General features: G+C 71.6%; 16 protein-coding genes. 9 read left to right on the forward strand and 7 right to left on the reverse strand.

What is annotated here, in order from left to right; genetic code table 11:
- The first annotated feature begins 501 nt into the window (after positions 1 to 501).
- Complete coding sequence (locus tag ACLQ2V_RS25115) at positions 502 to 1,293, forward strand: deoxyribonuclease IV (RefSeq protein WP_425721040.1); 792 nt, start codon at positions 502 to 504, stop codon at positions 1,291 to 1,293.
- Positions 1,290 to 3,446 (forward strand): hypothetical protein, encoded by a 2,157-nt coding sequence (locus tag ACLQ2V_RS25120; protein ID WP_425721041.1) that lies wholly within the window; start codon positions 1,290 to 1,292, stop codon positions 3,444 to 3,446. Before ACLQ2V_RS25115 ends, ACLQ2V_RS25120 begins: the two co-directional genes overlap by 4 nt.
- Positions 3,447 to 3,504: 58 nt before the next feature.
- On the opposite strand, the gene ACLQ2V_RS25125 is transcribed toward ACLQ2V_RS25120, so the two are convergent.
- From ACLQ2V_RS25125 to ACLQ2V_RS25135, 3 genes are all read right to left on the reverse strand, one after another.
- Positions 3,505 to 5,019 (reverse strand): glycosyltransferase family 87 protein, encoded by a 1,515-nt coding sequence (locus tag ACLQ2V_RS25125; protein WP_425721042.1) that lies wholly within the window; start codon positions 5,017 to 5,019, stop codon positions 3,505 to 3,507.
- Positions 5,020 to 5,149: 130 nt separating this feature from the next.
- Complete coding sequence (locus ACLQ2V_RS25130) at positions 5,150 to 8,119, reverse strand: transglycosylase domain-containing protein (RefSeq protein WP_425721043.1); 2,970 nt, start codon at positions 8,117 to 8,119, stop codon at positions 5,150 to 5,152.
- A gap of 191 nt (positions 8,120 to 8,310) precedes the next feature.
- The gene (locus ACLQ2V_RS25135; protein ID WP_425721044.1) at positions 8,311 to 8,784 is read right to left on the reverse strand and encodes a DUF5318 domain-containing protein; all 474 of its coding nucleotides are present in this window, start codon (positions 8,782 to 8,784) and stop codon (positions 8,311 to 8,313) included.
- Positions 8,785 to 8,975: 191 nt separating this feature from the next.
- Between ACLQ2V_RS25135 and ACLQ2V_RS25140 the strand changes: the two genes are divergently transcribed.
- Both ACLQ2V_RS25140 and ACLQ2V_RS25145 read left to right on the forward strand, forming a co-directional pair.
- On the forward strand, positions 8,976 to 9,614 hold the full coding sequence (locus tag ACLQ2V_RS25140; RefSeq protein WP_425721045.1) for a PadR family transcriptional regulator: 639 nt from the start codon (positions 8,976 to 8,978) through the stop codon (positions 9,612 to 9,614).
- Positions 9,615 to 9,637: 23 nt separating this feature from the next.
- Positions 9,638 to 10,717 (forward strand): inositol-3-phosphate synthase, encoded by a 1,080-nt coding sequence (locus tag ACLQ2V_RS25145; RefSeq protein ID WP_425721046.1) that lies wholly within the window; start codon positions 9,638 to 9,640, stop codon positions 10,715 to 10,717.
- Between the two features lie 98 nt (positions 10,718 to 10,815).
- Here the strand turns inward: ACLQ2V_RS25145 and ACLQ2V_RS25150 are convergent, their stop codons facing one another.
- Together ACLQ2V_RS25150 and ACLQ2V_RS25155 are read right to left on the reverse strand one after the other, a co-directional pair.
- The gene (locus tag ACLQ2V_RS25150) at positions 10,816 to 11,061 is read right to left on the reverse strand and encodes a hypothetical protein (RefSeq protein WP_425721047.1); all 246 of its coding nucleotides are present in this window, start codon (positions 11,059 to 11,061) and stop codon (positions 10,816 to 10,818) included.
- A 19-nt stretch (positions 11,062 to 11,080) separates the two neighbouring features.
- Positions 11,081 to 11,401: a hypothetical protein gene (locus tag ACLQ2V_RS25155; RefSeq protein WP_425721048.1), complete on the reverse strand. Its 321-nt coding sequence runs from the start codon at positions 11,399 to 11,401 to the stop codon at positions 11,081 to 11,083.
- A 619-nt stretch (positions 11,402 to 12,020) separates the two neighbouring features.
- On the opposite strand from ACLQ2V_RS25155, the gene ACLQ2V_RS25160 reads away from it, so the two are divergent.
- A complete protein-coding gene (locus ACLQ2V_RS25160) occupies positions 12,021 to 12,875 on the forward strand; it encodes a helix-turn-helix domain-containing protein (RefSeq protein WP_425721049.1) in 855 nt (284 codons plus the stop codon).
- Between the two features lie 4 nt (positions 12,876 to 12,879).
- Positions 12,880 to 13,107: a DUF397 domain-containing protein gene (locus ACLQ2V_RS25165; protein WP_425721050.1), complete on the forward strand. Its 228-nt coding sequence runs from the start codon at positions 12,880 to 12,882 to the stop codon at positions 13,105 to 13,107.
- Between the two features lie 45 nt (positions 13,108 to 13,152).
- Here ACLQ2V_RS25165 and ACLQ2V_RS25170 read toward each other — a convergent pair whose 3' ends face one another.
- On the reverse strand, positions 13,153 to 13,632 hold the full coding sequence (locus tag ACLQ2V_RS25170) for a methylated-DNA--[protein]-cysteine S-methyltransferase (protein WP_425721051.1): 480 nt from the start codon (positions 13,630 to 13,632) through the stop codon (positions 13,153 to 13,155).
- A gap of 100 nt (positions 13,633 to 13,732) precedes the next feature.
- Between ACLQ2V_RS25170 and ACLQ2V_RS25175 the strand changes: the two genes are divergently transcribed.
- From ACLQ2V_RS25175 to ACLQ2V_RS25185, 3 genes are read left to right on the forward strand one after another with little or no spacing between them, the layout of a single operon-like run.
- Entirely contained in the window at positions 13,733 to 14,725 is a 993-nt protein-coding gene (locus ACLQ2V_RS25175) for a TolB family protein (RefSeq protein WP_425721052.1), read from the forward strand.
- A gap of 27 nt (positions 14,726 to 14,752) precedes the next feature.
- Positions 14,753 to 15,298 carry a hypothetical protein gene (locus ACLQ2V_RS25180; protein ID WP_425721053.1) on the forward strand — a complete coding sequence of 182 codons (546 nt, stop codon included), beginning with the start codon at positions 14,753 to 14,755 and terminating at the stop codon, positions 15,296 to 15,298.
- 33 nt (positions 15,299 to 15,331) lie between these two features.
- Complete coding sequence (locus ACLQ2V_RS25185; protein ID WP_425721054.1) at positions 15,332 to 16,855, forward strand: flotillin family protein; 1,524 nt, start codon at positions 15,332 to 15,334, stop codon at positions 16,853 to 16,855.
- Positions 16,856 to 17,051: 196 nt separating this feature from the next.
- On the opposite strand, the gene ACLQ2V_RS25190 is transcribed toward ACLQ2V_RS25185, so the two are convergent.
- Entirely contained in the window at positions 17,052 to 19,262 is a 2,211-nt protein-coding gene (locus ACLQ2V_RS25190; RefSeq protein WP_425721055.1) for a S8 family serine peptidase, read from the reverse strand.
- Between the last annotated feature and the right edge of the window lie 199 nt (positions 19,263 to 19,461).

The raw sequence follows: 19,461 nt of genomic DNA on the forward strand, positions 1-19,461 counted from the left end.
GGGGCGGCGCGACGGCGGGGGCCCGGTCCGACGAATGGCGTCGGACCGGGCCCCCGTCACGAGGCCGCGAGGCGTCCCGTCCGCATTCCTTGGGTGGGACCTGGGGAGGAACGACCACACCGATGAGGTTGGATCGTGACGCCCCGCGGAGCTTTATCGTGTTGTTATATGACGGTACCGCAGCTCTTGTCGCCTGTGCGGCGAATTGGAACTTTTACCGATGGCCACCCGCCGATGGCCCGGCGGACCGGCCCGGCCCCTCACCTGTCGCCCCCCGGAGGGCCGCACGGGAGGGGAAGCCCGACCGATCTCGGCCCGCCGCGGCGGCATCGCGCACCGCCCGGTGGAAAGTCGACCGTCGATCCCATCCGGAGCAACGACCGCCGCCGGCACGAGGTGACGCCCGGCGGGCACGGGTCCGGCGTTCGACGCCGGGCCGCAGATCGCGCCCCGGCCGCGCCGTGACCCCGCGCATCCGTCCTGCGACGTAGGCTCGCCCCCATGCGTATCGGAGCCCACGTCGATTCCGCCGACCCGCTGTCGGAGGCGGCCGCCCGCAGAGCCGAGGCGGTGCAGTTCTTCCTCTCCGACCCGCAGGGCTGGAAGGCCCCGCAACCCCGGGCGGACGCCGACCGGTTGCGCGCCGCCGAGGTCGACCTCTACGTCCACGCGCCGTACGTCGTCAACGTGGCGACGCTGAACAACCGCATCCGCATCCCGAGCCGCAAGCTGCTGCTCGCGCACGCCCGCGCGGCGGCGGAGATCGGCGCGCGGGGCCTGATCGTGCACGGCGGGCACGTCAACGCGGGCGACGACCTCGCGGTGGGCTTCGACAACTGGCGCAAGACCTTCGCGTACGCGGCGGACTCCGGTGGCTTCGGCCTGCCGGTGCTGATCGAGAACACGGCCGGCGGCGACAACGCCTGCGCCCGACGCCTCGACGCGCTGGCCCGACTCTGGGACGCCGTCGGGGAGTACGAGGTGGGCTTCTGCCTGGACACCTGCCACGCCCACGCGGGCGGCGAGGAGCTGCTCGACCTGGTCGACCGGGTCAAGGCGATCACCGGCCGGGTCGACCTGGTGCACGCCAACAACTCCAAGGACGCGTTCGGTTCGGGCCGGGACCGGCACGACAACCTCGCCGGGGGCAGCATCGATCCCGAGCAGGTGGTGGCCGTGATCCGGGCGGCGGACGCACTGGTGATCGTGGAGACCCCGGGTGGCACGGACGGTCAGGCGGCCGACATCGCGTTCCTGCGCGGCCGGCTCGGCGCGGAAGGGCCGGCGGCATGACCACCGAACGCACCGACGCGGTCGGCGAGCAGACGACCGGCGGGAGGCCGTCGGCGGACGACGCCGCATCGAGAGGCACGGAAGTCACCACGATGAGCGCGAAGAGCACGGGGACGGCCGACGGCGACCGCACCGGCGAGGACGCCACCGCGGCCGCCCCCGGCGGCGACACCGCGAGGACGGCGGACGAAAGCAAGCCGAGCGAGGACGCCGCCACGGCCGACGCAAGCGCGGCCGGCGACGTGGCGAAGGACCCGAAGGCCGGCACGGCCGGGGACGCCAGCAAGGACGACAACGCGGCGCAGAACGGCAACACCGGCAAGGACGGCAAGGACGGCAAGACGGGCGACACCGGCAAGGACGGCAAGGACGACGGCGGGGGGAAGCCCGACCTGTGGGAGGCATTCGCTCCCGCGCCCGACCCGGTGCCGGGGCGGCTGCGCCGCGTGCTGCGGCCGGTCGGCCGGTTCCTCGTCCACGAGTGGACCCTGGCCGCGCTGGCCTCGCTGGCGCTGGCCGTCGCGCTCACCTGGCCGACGCTGCGCTATCCGCTCTACACGCTGCCCCAGGACTACTGGGACCCGAGCCTACAGGCGTGGCAGATGGCCTGGTCCGGGCACATCCTGCTGACCGACCCGGCGCAACTGTGGCAGTCGAACGCGTTCTTCCCCGAGCCGTGGAGCTTCGCGTTCTCCGACACCCTCCTCGGGTATGCGCCGGCCGGCATGATCGGCACCGGCCCCGAGGCGGCGGTGCTGCGCTACAACATCATGTTCGTGCTGGCCCACGCGCTGGCCACGTTCGGCGCGTACGCGCTGGCCCGGCAGCTCGGCGCGGGGAAGGCGGGCGCGGCGGTGGCCGGGGCCGGCTTCGCCTACTCGCCCTGGCTGCTCGCCCAGGCGGGGCACCTGCACGTCGTCTCGAACGGCGGCATCCCGCTGGCGCTGGCCATGCTGGCGCGTGGGCACGGCTGGTCGCTGCGGCACGGTTACCGCCCCGAGCGCCGGCACGCCGGCTGGGCGTACGCGGGCTGGGCGGTGGCCACCTGGCAGCTCAGCCTGGGCTTCGGCATCGGGCTGCCGTTCGCGTACGTGTTGGCGGGGGTGACCCTGGTCGCCGCGGTCACCTGGTTCGTCCGGCGGCGGTCCGCGCCCCGGCCCTTCGGGGTTCGGCTGCTCGTCGCCGACGTGGTCGGCGCGCTGGTCTTCGCCGGGGTGGGCGGGCTGCTGGCGATCCCGTACTTCAAGGTCACGGAGCGGCACCCGAACGCGGCCCGGACCCTGGCCGACCTCGACATGTTCTCGCCGCCGTTCTCGGGCTTCTTCACCGCCCCGGGCGAGTCCCGCGTCTGGGGCGGCCTGCACGAGGCCGCCCGGTCGGCGCTGCCCTGGCACCCGGAGATGACCCTGCTGCCCGGCTTCGTGCTCTACGCGCTCGCCCTCGGCGGGCTGTTCTTCTCGGTGTGGCGGCTGCGGCACCGGCTGCTGCTGCTGGCCGGGGTGGTGGTGACGATGGTGCTGGCGATGGGCACCAAGTTCTTCGGCGGGACCTTCACCTACGGCCTGCTCTTCGAGTACCTGCCCGGCTGGAACGGCCTGCGCACGCCGGGGCGGATGATGCTCTGGACGACGCTGCTGCTCGCGCTGCTGGCCGCCGGGGCGGTCAGCGCCTTCGCCGTGCGGGTGCGGGAGTGGGCCGCCGAGCGGGTCCCGCCGTGGCCGGGCCCGTGGCTGCGCCTGGCCCTCGTGCTGCCGCTGCTGCTGGTGGTCGCCGAGGGGCTCAACAACACCCCGCACCCGGTGGTGCCGACCCAGCCGGCGGCGATGCGCTCGGTCGAGGGCCCGATGTTGGTGCTGCCGAGCAGTCAGAACCTCGACCAGCCGGTGATGCTCTGGTCCACCAGCCGGTTCCAGGACATGGTCAACGGCGGCAGCGGCTTCGTCCCCGCCCGGCAGGACGAGATCCGGCGGACGGCCGAGAGCTTCCCGGACCGGGCGAGCGTGGACTTCCTGCGCACCCTGGGCATCCGCAACGTGGTGGTGCTGCGCAACCAGCTCGCGGGCACGCCATGGGAGACGACCGTCGACGCCCCCGTCGAGTCGCTGGGCATCACCCGGGAGGAGATCGACGGCGCGGTGGTCTTCCACCTCTGAGCGCCGGCGGCGCCGCCCGCGCCGGCCTCAGGGGGTGACCACAAGCCCCGGGTGCGCGTCAGGCCGGGGTCGGATCGAACTTCGGGCTGGTCTCCTCCGACCGGTGCCGTCGCCGTAGACGGGCCAGCCAGGGCACGTCCGGTGCGCCGTCGAGCACCCCGCCGTCCGGGTCGTCGGCGTAGGTCTTCCGTACGGCGTCCCGTTCCGGGTGCAGGATCTCCTTCACGACCAGCACGCAGAGCAGGACGACGGTGCCCAGGCGCAGCGTGGCGGCCAACACGAAGACCCCCTCGGGGAAGACCGGGCGGCCGGTCGCCGAGCCGAGCAGCTCCCCGTAGAAGGCGGCGAAGTAGCCGATCTCGGCGACCTGCCAGGCGATGAACGCCCCCCACTTCGGCCGGGCGAGGACCACCAACGGCAGCAGCCAGAGCACGAACTGCTGCGACCAGACCTTGCTGAAGATCAGGAAGGCGGCGACGACCAGGAAGGCGAGCTGGGCCAGCCTGGGTCGGCGCGGGGCCCGCAGGGCCAGGGCGGCCACCCCGAGGCAGGCCAGCCCGAAGAGGGCGTACGAGATCCAGTTCAACGTCGGGATGTTGCCGTTGAGCCACTCGAACGGCCCCATCGAGCCGGGGTCTCCAGTGTTGATCTTGCCGTCGAGGTACCGCCCGATGTACCAGAGCGTGCCCCAGTCGATGGGCCGGGTGGTGTTCAGCTCGAAGAAGCGACCCCAGTTGTCGGCGTACGGCAGGGCCACCGGCAGGTTGACCGCGACCACCGTCACGATCGCCGTGCCGACGGCCGTGAGGCCGGCGCGGAGCCGCCCGGCGCGCAGGGCGAGCACCAGGATCGGACCGAGGACGAACAGCGGCCACATCTTGGCCGCCCCGGCCAGGCCGAGCAGGATCCCGGCCACCGCCGGATGGCGGCGGGCCCAGGCGAGGAGCCCGAACGCGCCCAGCCCGACGGCCAGCAGGTCCCAGTTGACCGTGGCGGTGAGGAAGAGGGCCGGGGCGAGCGCGAAGAGGGCGGCGTCCCAGGGTCGTCGGCGGCGCAGGCTGAGGATGACCGCGACGGTGGCGACGGCGAGCGCGCTGAGGACCAGGGCGTTCAGGTTGTATGCCCACCGCCCCTGGTTGATCTCCGGGTTGTCGACGCCGAGCGCGTGCACCGGCAGCCCGAGCGCGCCCATGAAGTAGCCGGTCAGCACCGGGTACTCCACCGGGTGGTCGCGGTAGGGCACCTTGCCCTCGTTGAGCCCTTCGGCGTAGTAGAGCGCCAGCACGTCGGTGTAGCACATCCGGGTGTACTGGACGTTGTTCTGCCAGGCCCCGTCCTGGCAGGGCGACTTCTGCACCCAGTGCAGGGCCAGCGTCAGGCAGGCCAGGGCCAGCACGATCCGGGCCGCCGTCCAGAACCGACTCTCGCGGCCGGCGGGCCGATCCAGCGCGGTCGCGTGGTCGCCCAGCGGGCCGCCGATCAGCTCGGAGGCGCCGCGGACGAAGCCGTCGGACCGGGAGGGATGGTCGGCGGCCCCGGTGGCGTCGATGTCCGTCGTCGACTTGCTGCTCATGGACAGGAATCATCCCGCACCGATGGCCTCCGCGTCGCGCCCCTGCGCAAACATTCCGGTAGGCGAAAACGCCGTCGACGGCCGGAGTTCATTCCGGCCGTCGACGGCGTTCGGGCTCAGCCGGGCTCGCTCAGCTTCGGGCCCGGGGCGTGATCGTCGGCAGCACCCCACCGCCGTTGCCACCGCCGTTGCCGCCGCCCGGCCGGGGGTTGGGCGGACCCGGGTTGTTCGGCGCGCCGGGGGTCGGCGGGGTGGTGGGCTTGTTCCGACAGAAGATGTTCAGCGGGTCGCAGGTCGGGGCGCCCGGCCCACCCGGCTGGGTCGGCTGCTCCGGCTGGTTCGGCGGAGGCGGCGGGGCCGTCGGCGTGCCGTTGCCGGCGTCCTGGTCGCCCATCCCGGAGACCGGCGGCAGGTTCTTGCGGTCCTCGCCGTTGAGGGCGGCGTTCATGTAACGCTGCCAGATGGCGCCGGGGAGCTTGGAGCCGCCGATGTCCGCGCCGTCCTTGTCGAGGATCGCCGGCTTCTTCGAGTCCCGGCTGCCCACCCAGACGGCGGTGGCGACCTGCGGGGTGTAGCCGACCATCCAGGCGTGCGCGTTGTGCTTGCTGTCGTACTCCCAGGTGCCGGTCTTGCCGGCGGCCTCGCGGCCGTTCTCCAGCGCCCGGTTGTTGGGCCCGGGGATCTGCTTGAGGACGCCGCTGACCTCCCGGGCGACGTCCTGACGGATCCGCTGCTGGGGCTTGAGCTTCTCGCCGGCGACCAGTTTCCACTTGCCGGTGTCCACGTCCTGCTTCTCGACCTTGATCACGAAGTGGGCCTTGTTGTACCTGCCGTCGTTCGCGAGCGTGGCCAGGCCGTTGGCGTGGTCCAGCACGGTGACCGGGTACTGGCCGTAGCCGATCACGTTGTCGAACTTCTTCGGCGCCAGCTCGTCCGCGTCGTTCTTGGCCAGCTCGTACGCCTTCGGCGGGTCGACCGTCCACAGCGTGCTCACGCCGGCCTGTTTGGCCATGGTGAGCACCGAGGACGGCTTGATCTTCTTGGTGACGTGGAAGAACGGCACGTTGTACGACTGGATCGTCGAGTACTCGAGCGTGCACCACTTGCCGCAGGTCTTGCTCACGTCCCGGCCGGCGTTCTGCACCCGGTAGTCGGAGTCCTCGGGCGTGAACGGCGTGGCGTCCCAGTGCGACTTCACCGAGATGCCGGCCTCGATGGCCGCCGCCAGGGTGTAGACCTTGAACGACGAGCCGGGCGGGTGCCCGCCGACCAGATCGCCGTTCTTGTCGGTGTTCTTGCCGGCGTAGTCGAAGTCCGCCCCGCTGTCGCCGCCGTAGTAGGCGAGCACCCGGCCGGTCGCCGGGTCGATCGAGACCACCGCCGCCATCAGGTTCTTCGGCTGGCCGGCCAGTTCGGAGTTCTTCTTCCGCATCGCGGTGTTCTCTGCGGCGGCTTGGAGCTTCGGGTCGATCGTGGTCTGGATCCGGTAGCCACCCTCACGCAGCTCGTCCACGCAGCTGGGCTTGCCCTCCGCCCCGGAGTTGGAGCAGATGTTCCACTGCTCCATCTCCTCGCGGACGTAGTTGACCACGTTGCCGCGGGGGGTCTTCACGCCGAAGGCGGCCGAGCCGGCGTCCTTCGGGCTGCGCGTCTTCGGGTACTGCGCGTCGGTCGGCTTGTCCGCCGCGTTGAGCCAGCCCTCCTCGACCATGCCGTTGAGCACGTACGTCCAGCGCGACTTGGCCTCTTCGGGGTTGACCGCCGGGTCGAAGCCCCTGTGGGTCTCGCTGGCGACCGGCTGCTTGATCACCGCAGCGAGCACCGCCCCCTGGGCGACGGTGAGCTTGCTGGCCGGCACCCCGAAGTAGGTTTGCGCCGCCGCCTCGATGCCGTACGCGCCGCGCCCGAAGTAGATGACGTTGAGGTAGTGCTCCATGATCTCGGACTTGGTGTAGTCCTCGCTGAGCTTGGAGGCCAGGATCGCCTCCTTGACCTTCCGGGCGTAGGTGTCGTCCTTCAGGCTCGCGTAGGCGTTGCGCGCGTACTGCTGAGTGATCGTCGACGCGCCCTGCTTGTCGTTGCCGGAGAGGTTGTTCCACGCGGCGCGCGCAATGCCCTTGTAGTCCACGCCGGAGTGCCGGTAGAAGTTGCGGTCCTCGGCGGCGGCCACCGCGTGCTGCACGACCTCGGGAATCTGGTCGATCTTGACGAGTTGGCGGTTCTGGTCGCCGAGCTTGGCCAGGACCGTCTTCTTGTCCTTGGCGTACACGGTGGTGGAGAGCGGCAGCGGCAACGACTCGGGCAGCACCACGGTGGTCGAGTAGTAGGTGAAGCCCACCACGCCGAGGCCGGCCAGCATGACCAGCACGGCGAAGCCGGCGATCAGCATGTTGACCCGGCGGCGCTTCTTCGCCCGCGCGACCGCGTTCGGGTCGCCGGCGCCACGGGCGCCGCGACCGCCGCGCCCCGGGCCGGTCGGCCCCGCAGGGCCACCCGGTCCACCCGGGCCGCCCGGGCCGCCCGGCCCGCCGCCGCCGGGAACGGTGGCCCGGCCGGCCATCCCGCCCACGGCCGCCGAGCCGACGCTCGCCGAGCCCACGCTCGCCCGGCCGGCGGGGCCGCCGCCGACCGAGGCCCGCCCGGCCGGCGCCCCACCGGACGCCGGCGAGACGGGCACCGAGGCCCGCCCCGCTCCGGCCCGACCGGCAGCCGCAGCGCCGCCGGTGGCCGGCGAGACGGGCACGGAGGCCCGCCCGGCGCCGGCCCGACCGGCAGCCGGCGCGCCGGTGGCCGGGGGAACCGGCACCGAGGCACGGCCCGCACCTGCGCGCCCGACGGAGGCGGAGCCCACCGATGCGGCACCTGTCGCCCCACCGCGCGGCGGCGGCACGGCCGCCGAGCCGCCGACCGAGGCGCGGCCACCGGCCGCCGCCCGGGGCGCGACGGAGGCGCGGCCGGGCTGTGCCGTACCCTCCGGTGACCAGGCGTTGCCGCCAGCGTCGCCGCCACGGTGGTACGCGTCGCCTGCGCCCGGGTCGCCGTTGGCGCCGGGAAGCGGGGCCCGCCCACGCGAAGAGCTGGGATCGCCGTACGAGTTCATTCCTCACACCCTGCCGGTCGCGGTGGGACGCGGTCGCGCCGCCACCGGGTTGCCGTGAGCTGAAACACGGGACATCCCCGCCCGGGCGCGTCGGGTCGGGGTCGTTGCGTCCGGATCAATCGGACGAATCGAGTTAAAGAGCTGTCGATCGCCCCGCCTGCTCCACGCCGGGCCAACCGAGTCAGCTGGGTTCACCGTTGCGCCTCTCGCCTCCGTCGAACGGCCGGGCCGGCACCTGCGGCCGAGGCGGCCGTGCCGCCCATCGCGCCCTGCTCCATCCCGTCCTCCGTGTCACCGACCAGGCCGTCCCGGCCGAGCAGGAACTGCTCGACGAGGTGATTCCAGTCGCAGCCGAGGCACACCTCCACCACGAAGACCTGAAACTCACGCAGCGTCATCGCCAGGACGGGCAACTCGGTCAGAGTACGCGCCTGCCCGGCGGACTGCTTGAGCTCGTCGCCGTAAATGTAGTGGACGCGAGTGAGGTTTTCGCTTCGGCAGATCGGGCAACGATCCTCGGTCGGTTCGCCATGGAACCGGGCGGCGTTCTTCAGATAAGGCGACGCGTCGCAGACGTCGTACGTGCCGATCCGGCCGGCGAGGAGCTCACGCAGCACCGCTCGCTTCCTGAGCGAGTAGTCGACCACCTGGCGCTGCGTACGCATGCGAAGAAGGGTACGCGGTCCGGCGCGACGAGGCGACCACCGTCACAGCCGGTGACCCCAAAAACTCGCTGTGGCGGTTTGCCCTGATGATTGGTGAGCAGCTAACGTGCGATGTATCGGTTCGATACATCGCGTTGGTTGCGGCCACACCGCTGGTTGCGGCCCCGCGTCGGGGTAAGAGGGGGTGGCCCGTGCTCGAGCTCGCCATCCTCGGTCTCCTCCAGGAGTCCCCGATGCACGGCTACGAGCTGCGCAAGGAGCTCACGGCCAAGTTGGGCGCGATCCGGGCGGCGATCAGCTACGGCTCGCTCTACCCGACCCTGCGCAGGTTGCAGGCGGCGGGCTGGATCACCGAAGCCGACGTCACCCCCGCGCCCGTCGGGGAGGTCCCCGCGCTGACCAGCCGGCGAGGCCGGGTGGTCTACAAGATCACCGCCGAGGGCAAGGAGCGCTTCGCCGAGCTCATCGGGCAGGCCGGTCCCGAGACGTACGACGACACGGGCTTCGGCGTGCACTTCGCGTTCTTCGCCCGCACCGACCAGGCGACCCGCCTGCGCATCCTGGAGGGTCGCCGCCGCAAGATCGAGGAACGTCGCGAAGGCCTTCGTGACGTGCTGGGCCGCGCGGCCGAGCGCCTCGACGCGTACACCCTTGAACTGCAGCGTCACGGCCTCGACGCCTGTGAGCGTGAGGTCCGCTGGCTGGAGGAGCTCATCGCCAACGAGCGCTCCGGCCGGGCCCCGACGGTCCCGAACATGGGGACGGCCGGCGGCCAACGAGTCAACGACAGCCCGCCTCCGCCTGGAGAGTCCAGGAAAGAGCGGCCGTGATGAAGAAGAAGGAGGCAGACGCTATGGGCTCCGTCCGCGTCGCCATCGTCGGTGTGGGTAACTGCGCCTCGTCCCTCGTACAGGGCGTGGAGTACTACCGCAACGCCGACCCGAACGACCGCGTCCCGGGTCTCATGCACGTCACCTTCGGCGACTACCACGTCTCGGACGTGGAATTCGTCGCGGCGTTCGACGTGGACGCCAAGAAGGTGGGCATGGACCTCTCGGAGGCGATCGTCGCCAGCGAGAACAACACGATCAAGCTCTGTGACGTGCCGCCGACCGGCGTCAGCGTCCAGCGCGGCCCGACCTTCGACGGTCTGGGCGAGTACTACCGCGAGATCATCGAGGAGTCCGACGCCGCTGCGGTCGACGTGACGAAGGCGCTGCGCGACGCGCAGGTCGACGTCGTCGTCTGCTACCTGCCGGTCGGCTCCGAGCAGGCGGCGAAGTTCTACGCCCAGGCCGCGATCGACGCCGGCTGCGCGTTCGTCAACGCCCTGCCGGTCTTCATCGCCTCCAACCCGGAGTGGGCGCAGAAGTTCACCGACGCGGGCCTGCCGATCGTCGGCGACGACATCAAGAGCCAGGTCGGCGCCACCATCGTGCACCGCGCCCTGGCGAAGCTCTTCGAGGACCGCGGGGTCGAGCTGCTGCGCACGTACCAGCTCAACTTCGGCGGCAACATGGACTTCATGAACATGCTGGAGCGCAAGCGGCTGGTCTCGAAGAAGATCTCGAAGACCCAGTCGGTCACGTCCCAGATCCCGCACGAGATGCTCAAGAGCGACGTGCACATCGGCCCGTCGGACCACGTGCCGTGGCTCGACGACCGCAAGTGGGCGTACATCCGCCTCGAGGGCCGCTCGTTCGGCGACACCCCGCTGAACGCCGAGCTGAAGCTCGAGGTGTGGGACTCGCCGAACTCGGCCGGTGTCATCATCGACGCCGTCCGGGCCGCGAAGATCGCCCTGGACCGGAAGATCGGCGGCCCGATCCTGTCGGCCTCGTCGTACTTCATGAAGTCCCCGCCGGTGCAGTACGCCGACCACGACGCGCACGCCTCCGTCGAGGCGTTCATCGCCGGTGACATCGAGCGCTGACGCGCCGAACACCAGCAGCACCGTCGAGGGCCGGGTCCGTCGGGACCCGGCCCTCGCCGTCGTTCAACCCGCAGTCTCCAGGTACGGCCATGGATCGGTCATCGGTCGCCCAACATCTCGAAGAACTCGGCGTTGCTCTCGAAGACTCGTCGGGCAGCCTGACGCGTCCACTCGTCGCGCTCGCGCCGGTCCAGCTCCCCCTGGACGGCCACCTCGGCAGGCTCGTACAACGAGCGGTGCTCGACTTCGGCCAGTTCCCGAAGCCGCTGCTCGACTTCGGGCCTGAGCGTTGGGGGAAGTTCCAGGTGTGGCAGTTCAGTGGCTACGTCTTCCGCGCTCGGCACCAATTTGCCTCCTCCGTATTCACCTGTTCATCTGTCGCGTGTCCGCCGAGGGAACGGCCAGCCGTGACTTCGGCACCCGTCCGAGGCCGCGCCCAGTGCACCTGACGACGCCGAGCCCGGCCGGCTGCACGAAGATCGTCCGGCGCTCGACCGCGTCGCCCTTCGCGTCGAGTTGGTAGACATCGAGCCAGCACCAGCCGTGGTAGGTGACCAGGTCGTCGCGGACCCGGATCACCCGGGCGACGAACGGCCGGCTGACGAACTGGACGCTGGCCGCCCGGGTCACCTCGACCACGTCCCCGGCCCTGATCTCGACGCTCACGACCCGTACCGCCGCCACGCCCTGATCCGAGCCCGCGCCATCTCGACGGCAGGACACCAGCCCTCGACGCAGCACGCCCGACATTGCCGGTGCCGGTGGTACTCCAACACCTGCCAGGCAGCCCGCACCAGCACCGGCGTCTTCCGCCCGGTCACGACTCGAACCAGTTATCGGGTAACCCCATCGGTGCGTATCCCTCGCCTGAAGGGGGCGGGCGCGCGGTCCGGCACCGCCGCGAGGGGGATTCGCGGCGGGGTCCGCGCGCCCGCCCGGCTCGGTGCCGGGGATGCGCTGTCGGGTCAGCGCATCCCCGGCCGACAATCGAAGGGGTACGCACAACGCGGGCGGGCCGGTCTCCGCTCGCAGCGGGTACGGCGTGGTAGACAGTCCGGGAGTCGTTCCCCGGGACGCCATCCATCGCGATGTGTCTCCCGTTCGGCTCATTCCAGGGCCGGGGTGGGCCTGCCGCCAAGCCAACCCACCCCGGTCCTTCCTTCCAGCCACTGATCACCCTTGGTGATCGCAACCACACGAAGAATGCACTCCGCTCGCCGGTTACGCAAGCTTGCGTATCTGCGTTTCTCAGATCATGCTGGGTTGAACCCTGGCGCGGAAGCCGGCAAGCATAGGAGTGCGGATGCTCAACGAGCAGGCGGTGACCCTTCGGGCACAGTGGATCGGCCAGCAACTCCGGGAGATGCGGGAAGGGGCCAGGCTGACGCTGAAGGAGGTGGGCGACTTCATCAACCGGAACGCGTCCACGGTGAGTCGAATGGAGTCCGGGATCATCCCGCCGCGGGTGCCCGAGGTTCTCGCCTACCTCGATCTGTGCGGAATCGACGACCAACGCCGCCGGGAGGACCTCAAGACCATGGCGCAGGATGCCTGGCAGAAGGGCTGGTGGGACGGCTTTAGCGCCAATGTCGCCGGGTCACTGATCGACTGGATCTGGCTGGAGAGCCGGGCCGTTGAGATCAAGTCCTTCCAGGCATCGGTCGTTCCCGGCCTGCTCCAGACCCGGGCCTATGCCGAAGCCCTGATCCGGGCCTGGGACGACGCCGCCACCGACGAAGAGGTCGCCCGTTACGTCGAGGTACGGATGCAACGACAGCGGCGGCTGGAGGAACCCGAGCCGGTCCGGTTCTCCACGGTGATCGACGAGGGTGCCCTCCGACGACTCGTCGGGGGGACCGAGGTGATGCGCGCTCAACTCACCCACCTGCGCACGGTGGCCGGCTGGCCAAACGTCGAGGTCATGATCCTGCCGGTCAGTGCGGGAGCCCACCCGAGCCCCGACGGCACCTTCGATGTCTTCCGGATGCGCCGCCCCTACCCACCGACCGGATGCGTCTCCACGGCCGTGGGAGCCGTGGTGGTCGAAGGAGATAAGGCCGCTTCGCTGCACCAGCGCTACGATCGGCTACGCCGGGCGGCGCTGCGCAACGGGGCCGCGCAGCGGATCCTCTTCGATCTGGAAGCACGTCTGGAGTGAGCACATGGCGAGCATCGACCGCTTGACCAGCACCGGCCTCCCGGTGGCCTGGCATGTCAGCACCCGCAGCGGCAACGGCGGCGGCAACTGTGTCGAGGCCGGCCCGGTGCTCGACGGCAGCGGCCGGTTCGCCGTACGCGACAGCAAGGACCGCAGCGGGCCGGTCCTGGTCTACGCCGCCACCGACTGGCGCACCTTCCTCACCGGCCTCCGCACCGACCGTCTCGCCTGAACCGCCGACCCCTGACCCGCCCGGCGCCGGCCCCGCCCAGCGGGGTCAGGACCAGGCGCGGCGCAGGGCCACCCCGGCCTCCAGCTCCAGCAGCGTCACCTTGCGCGGCAGCCCGCCGCCGAAGCCGACCAGCTTCGCCCCCGCGCCGACGATCCGGTGACAGGGCACGAGCACGGGGATCGGGTTGCGGTTGCAGGCCACCCCGACCGCCCGCGCCGCCCCCGGATCCCCCAGGGTCTTCGCCACGGTGCCGTAGGTGGTCGTCTCCCCGTACGGGATGCGGGTCATCTCCCGCCACACGGCGCGCTCGAACTCCGAGCCCCTGCGCACCGCCACCGGCACCGTGAAGTCGGTCAACTCGCCGGCGAAGTAGGCCCGCAGCTCGGCCACGGCCCGGCCGGACAGCGCGTCGCCGGGAGCGTCGGCCGCCGAATCCACCCGGCCGAAGTGCGCGCCGCACACCGCGTCGTCGTCGGTGGCCACGGAGAACTCGCCGATCGGGGAGTCGAGCACGGTCCAGCGCACGCCCCCATTCTCCCCCGCCGGCCCGACGCCGGCGCGAACCGTGCCCCCCGCAACTGCGAACTGACTGTTTCAATGGGGGTTCTCGACGTTGGAGGCAGCGGTGGCCAAGCTGGATCGCACCCGGCGGCGAGCGGTGGCGGCCACCCTCGCCGTCGTCGCCGTCGCCGCCGTGGCGCTGCTGCGGCCGGGGCCATGGTTCCGCTCCGCGGCACCCGATCCGGGGGCGACGGCGGCTCCCGTCGAGTTCCGCCCCACCCCCGCGGCGGACTGGGGCTCATCCCCGCTGGCCCTGCCCGGGGACTGGGTGGTCACCAGCGCCGTGCGACGCGGCTCGGGCTGGGTGCTGGACCGGGGCCGCAACCGCTACCTGCCCGCCGAAGGGCACCGCGGGGTGTGGCCGGCACCGCAGGGCGGCGCCGTCGCCGTCATCGACGACGACACCCATCCTCGGCAGATCGGCCTGGCCGACGCGAACCACCAGCGGATCACCTGGACGCGGGTCGGCTGGGCGACCGGTCAGCCGCAGTGGTCCCCGGACGGCCGGCGGCTGGCGCTGACGACCAGCGACAAGGAGACCGGCACCTTCTCCTTCGGGGTGCTCGGCACGGACGGCCGGTTCCGTCGTTTCCCCGTCGACACCAAGCGTTACTTCTGCACCGACTACTGCTCCTTCACCTGGACCCGCGACGGCCGGGAGGTGGCGCTGCAACAGACCGACGCCTTCGCCCCCCGCTCCGAGACGGCGCGGCACCCCCGCTGGGGCGTGCAGCTCTTCTCCGCCGACGACGGGCGACCGACCAGGCTCGTCCGGATGCCCGGCGACCCGGCCGGCCCCTGGGCCTGGTCACCGGACGGAAAGCTCGTCGTCGTGCAGGGCCAGCAGGAGGCGCTGCTGGTGGAGACCGCCGACGGCAGGGTGGTCCGGCCGCTGCCCACCGCCGACGTCGCGTTCGTGTCCAACGACCGCCTGCTCTACCGGCGACCGCACGGCAGGGAGGACTTCGTGCTCACCGACCTCGCCGCGCGGGAGCTGGTCCGCCAACCGGTGCCGTCCGAACTGGTCGATCGGGAGATCTCCGTCGCCCCTCGCTGACGGGTCGGGCGGCGGTCCTCAGCCCCGATGACCTTGCACGGCGTCGATACCGTGCAGCCCATGGCCACCGGGACGCTCATCTTCCTGATCATCGGTGGAGCGGGCGTCGCCGTGCTGGCGGTGGCCCTGCTCGGCACCGAGCTCTTCCAGTTCGGTCACCCCGACGTCGACGGGCCGGTCTCCGTCGAGGCGATCGCCGGGTTCACCGGCGCGTTCGGCTTCGGCGCGGCGATCGTCAACGAACTGGTCGGTGGGCGTACCCCCGGGGCCCTCGCGGCGGCCGTGGCCGGTGGCGCGCTGGCGGCCGTGCCCACGGCGTGGGTCGCGGTCCGGCTCAGCCGCGCCGCCCGCACCATGCGCACCGACGCCACCCCCACCCGCAACGACCTGGTCGGCGCGCTCGGCCTGGTGGTGACGCCGGTGCCCGTCGACGGGTACGGCGAGGTGCGGGTACGCGTCGCCGGCCAGCCGGTCAAGCTCAACGCCCGCGCCGACGGACCCATCCCGGTGGGCGCCCGCGTCTTCGTCGTGACGGCTCTGAGCGACACCAGCGTGCACGTCGAGACCTACTAAAGCCCCTTCCACCCCCGCAGAGACGGAAGTCGTATGCCCCTCATCATCGCCATCGGCGGCGCGGTCCTCCTCGTCGTCGTCCTCATCCTCTTCGTGCTCTCCCGGATCAAGGTCGCCGGCCCGAACGAGGCGTTCATCGTCACCGGTCGCAAGGGCCGGACCACGCAGAACGCCGATGGCGGCCGGTCCACCGACAACTCCGGGCAGAAGGTCGTCCTCGGCGCGTCGGTGTTCGTCCTGCCGGTGGTGCAGAAGATCCAGTCGCTGGACCTCTCCAGCCGTCGCATCGACGTCGGCATCAAGGGCGCGGTGAGCAAGCAGGGCATCCGCGCCGACCTGCACGGCGTCGCGATCGTCAAGGTCGGCGGCACCGAGGACGCGATCCGCGCCGCCGCCCAGCGCTTCCTGCACCAGCAGGGCGAGATCGACAACTTCACCCGCGAGGTGCTGGCCGGCGCGCTGCGCTCGATCGTCGGCCGGCTCACCGTCGAGGAGGTCATCCGGGACCGGGCGGCGTTCGCCAGCGCGGTGGCCGAGGAGGCCGAGCACTCGATGACCAACCAGGGGCTGGTGCTGGACACCTTCCAGCTCCAGGACATCGTGGCCGAGGGGTCGTACCTGCGGGACCTGGGGCGCCCGGAGGCCGCCCGCGTGCTCAAGGACGCCTCGATCGCCGAGGCGCGGGCCCGCCAGCACGCCGAGCAGGAGCGGCTGCTGGCCGAGGAGGCCATCGCCGAGGCGAACCGGAACCTGTCGCTGAAGCAGGCCGGCATCCAGGCCGAGATCGACGCCGCGAAGGCGAAGTCGGCGGCGGCCGGCCCGCTCGCCCAGGCCGAGCGCGACCAGGCGATCCTCTCCGAGCAGCAGAAGGTGGCCGAGCGCAACGCCGAGCTCAAGCAGCGCCAGCTCGACACCGAGGTGCGCAAGCCCGCCGACGCCGCCCGGTACAAGGTGGAGCAGGAGGCCGAGGCGTCCCGCAACGCGGCCGTGCTGCACGCCGACGCGCAGCGGCAGGCCACCATCGCCGCCGCGCAGGCCGTCGCCGAGCAGGCCCGGCTCACCGGTGAGGGCGAGCGGGCCCGCCGGGCCGCCCTGGCCGAGGCGAACGCGATCGAGGGCGCCAAGGAGGGCGAGGCCGAGCAGCGCCGTCGTTCCGCGATCGCCGAGGCGGTCGAGCGGGAGGGCCAGGCCGAGGCCACGGCGATCCTCGCGAAGGGCCAGGCCGAGGCCGACGCGATGGCCCGCAAGGCCGAGGCGTTCGCCGCGTACGGCGAGGCGGCGGTGCTGGACCTGCTGGTCCGGATGATGCCGCAGGTGGTCGAGGCCGCCAGCGCCCCGATCGGCGCGATCGACAAGCTGACGGTGATCTCCACCGACGGGGCGTCGTCGCTGACCAAGTCGGTGGCCAGCAACGTGGCGCAGGGGCTCCAGCTCGGCACCGACCTGACCGGCATCGACCTGGCCGGCCTGCTGGCCAAGCTCGGCGGGGGGCAGTCCGGGGCGGACGGCACCGGCGGCGGCCGGACCGTGGTGGACGGCAGCACCGCCGCCCGCTGAGCCACACCGCAAGCCGGCCGGACCCGCGACGGGTCCGGCCGGCTTCGTCGTACGGGGGCGCGGGCTCCCGGGCATTGGCTGCTCGGGTGCCGCGCCCTGGGCACCGAGGGTTCTCCGACGCCGGAAGAAAGACCGGCGCCCGCCGGACCGCCCCGGTGTGGGGCGATGCGACGGGCGCCGGGGTGGTACGGAGCTGTCAGGCGGAAGCGATGGTGAAGAACTCCCAGGTACCGAGGTACCTGTCGTTCCACGGCTCGTACACGCTCTTGGCGATCAGCGGCTTGCTGCCGGCGGAGTCGGCCTTGACGAACAGGGTGTTGGCCCAGGACCTCAGGGAGATCGCGACATCCGTGCCCATGTCCATGTTGAACGCTTCCCAGGCACCGATCGAGCTGGCCTTCGCCAGCAGCGGCTGGGAGCCGCCGCTCTGCGCGGTCACGTACTTCTTGTTGACCAGCGCCCGAAGCGCGACGTCCCCGAAGCCGAGGTCGACGAGCTCGAACTTCTCCCAGGCGCCGGCCGAGGTGCTCTTGGCCAGCAGGGGCTTGGCGCCGGCGCCGTCGGCCGCGACGAACTTGCCGTTGGCGGCGGCCTTCAGGCTGACGGTCGGGTTCGGCGCCTCCAGGTCGAACTTCTCCCAGTCGCCGATCTTGGTGCTCTTGGCGATCAGCGGCTTGGAGCCCGCGCCGTCGGCCGCGACGTACTTGCCGTTGACCTGCGCCTTGAGGCTGACGCTGCTGTCGACGTTGTGGACCAGCTGGAACTTCTCCCACGCGCCGATCGCAGTGCTCTTGGCCAGCAGCGGCTTGCTGCCGCCGCCGTCGGCCGCGACGTACTTGCCGTTGACCTTCGCCTTGAGGGCGACCAGACCGCCACCGGCGGAGACGATGTCGAACTTCTCCCACGAGCCGAGGGTCCAGCTCTTGGCGATCAGCGGCTTGCTGCCGCCGCCGTCGGCCGCCACGAGGCCGTCGTTGATCCAGGCCCGGAGGCCGACGGAGCTACGGGTCACCGGAGCCGCACCGACGTGCAGCAGCCGGTCGATGCCGTACAACCCGGCGAACGAGCCGTCGCTGAAGGCCAACGTCATGCCGGGGGCGAAGACCGCCCCGGAGACGGCGTTGGTGACCACGGAGTTGCGCACCTGCTCAGGAGTCCAGCTCGGGTTCTGAGCGCGGAGCAACGCCGTCGCACCGGCCACGTGCGGCGCGGCCATCGACGTCCCGCTCATCGTCGCCTTCGCGGTGGTGCTCCCGATCGAGGCGGAGGTGATGCTCACACCGGGGGCGAAGGTGTCCAGGCAGAAGCCGGAGTTCGAGAACCCCGCCCGCAGGTCCGTCCGGTCGGTGGCCCCGACGGTGATCGCCGCCGACGCCCTTGCCGGCGAGAAGGCGCAGGCGTCCCACGCTTCGTTGCCGGCGGCGACCGTGAAGCTGATGTTCGAAGCCACGGCGATGGAGACGGCGTCGTCGATCGCCGCGCTCGCCCCGCCACCCAGGCTCATGTTCGCCACTGCGGGCTGCTGGGCGTTCTGGGCCACCCAGTCGATCCCGCCGACGACCTCGTCGGTCGTCCCCTCGCCGTCGCAGTTGAGCACGCGCACCGCGACCAGCTTGACGTCCTTGGCGACGCCGTAGGTCTTTCCACCGACGGTGCCCGCCACGTGCGTGCCGTGTCCGTCGCAGTCGTCGGCGGTGCGGCCGTCGGGGACCGCGTTGTAGCCGTAGCTCGCCCGGCCACCGAAGTCCTGGTGGTCGATGTTGATGCCGGTGTCGATGACGTAGGCGGTGACGTCCGCCGCCGACGTCGAGGGGTAGGTGTAGGACTTGTCCAGCGTGGGGGTGGTCTGGTCGATCCGGTCCAGACCCCACGACGGCGGATTCGTCTGGGTGCCGCTGGCCGAGTACCAGCGGACCGGCTCGACGTAGGCGACGTCCGGGTCGGCGGCCAACTGCTTCGCCTGCGCTGCGGTGAGCTTCGCGGAGTAGCCGTGCAGGGCCTTCGTGAAGACCTTCTCCACGGTGCCGCCGTTGGCCTTCGTCAGGGCCTTCACCGTGCCACGGGTGACGCTCGGGCTGGCCTTGCCGTCCTTGAGCTTCACGATGTACTTGCCCGGCACGATCTTGCCGGCGCGGTCGCTCGCCTTGGAGCTGCCCGGCCGGACCTGGCCGGGACGCGCCTGCGAGGCACCTGCGGCCGCCTGGCGGGCACCCGGGGTGGTCCGGCCGGTGCGGGGCTCGACGCGCAGGTTGGGTCGGACGGGAGCGTCCTGCAGAGCGACCGAGTCCGCCGAGGCGGCCGGGCTGGCCGGGGTGGTGGGTTCTGCCATTGCGGCGCCACCGGTGGTGGCACCGACGATGGCGGTGGCGGAGACCAGCGCGAGGCCGGCCACCGCGGAGCGGCGCATTACGCCACGACGTGTCAAAGAATTCTCCCCGTTGCAGCATCGACCGACCACGTCGGACGGTCGAGGAACCGATGGTTCGGGCCTCACACTGGTCGACAGGAGGCCCGGACGATGTTGCACCATCATGGGGGGTTGACGCTGATAATTACCTCATCCGATCGGTCGATACGCCGCCGTCGCGTCGTCAAATTCCCGACCG

The sequence above is a fragment of the Micromonospora sp. DT233 genome (assembly GCF_049841815.1).
Taxonomy (GTDB): domain Bacteria; phylum Actinomycetota; class Actinomycetes; order Mycobacteriales; family Micromonosporaceae; genus Micromonospora.

What these genes read in the sequence shown, in the direction of transcription:
- ACLQ2V_RS25115 (WP_425721040.1), top strand. Translation starts at nt 502, where the DNA reads ATGCGTATCGGAGCCCACGTCGATTCCGCCGACCCGCTGTCGGAGGCG.
- ACLQ2V_RS25120 (WP_425721041.1), top strand. Translation starts at nt 1,290, where the DNA reads ATGACCACCGAACGCACCGACGCGGTCGGCGAGCAGACGACCGGCGGG.
- ACLQ2V_RS25125 (WP_425721042.1), bottom strand. Translation starts at nt 5,019, where the DNA reads ATGAGCAGCAAGTCGACGACGGACATCGACGCCACCGGGGCCGCCGAC.
- ACLQ2V_RS25130 (WP_425721043.1), bottom strand. Translation starts at nt 8,119, where the DNA reads ATGAACTCGTACGGCGATCCCAGCTCTTCGCGTGGGCGGGCCCCGCTT.
- ACLQ2V_RS25135 (WP_425721044.1), bottom strand. Translation starts at nt 8,784, where the DNA reads ATGCGTACGCAGCGCCAGGTGGTCGACTACTCGCTCAGGAAGCGAGCG.
- ACLQ2V_RS25145 (WP_425721046.1), top strand. Translation starts at nt 9,638, where the DNA reads ATGGGCTCCGTCCGCGTCGCCATCGTCGGTGTGGGTAACTGCGCCTCG.
- ACLQ2V_RS25160 (WP_425721049.1), top strand. Translation starts at nt 12,021, where the DNA reads ATGCTCAACGAGCAGGCGGTGACCCTTCGGGCACAGTGGATCGGCCAG.
- ACLQ2V_RS25165 (WP_425721050.1), top strand. Translation starts at nt 12,880, where the DNA reads ATGGCGAGCATCGACCGCTTGACCAGCACCGGCCTCCCGGTGGCCTGG.
- ACLQ2V_RS25180 (WP_425721053.1), top strand. Translation starts at nt 14,753, where the DNA reads ATGACCTTGCACGGCGTCGATACCGTGCAGCCCATGGCCACCGGGACG.
- ACLQ2V_RS25185 (WP_425721054.1), top strand. Translation starts at nt 15,332, where the DNA reads ATGCCCCTCATCATCGCCATCGGCGGCGCGGTCCTCCTCGTCGTCGTC.
- ACLQ2V_RS25190 (WP_425721055.1), bottom strand. Translation starts at nt 19,262, where the DNA reads ATGCGCCGCTCCGCGGTGGCCGGCCTCGCGCTGGTCTCCGCCACCGCC.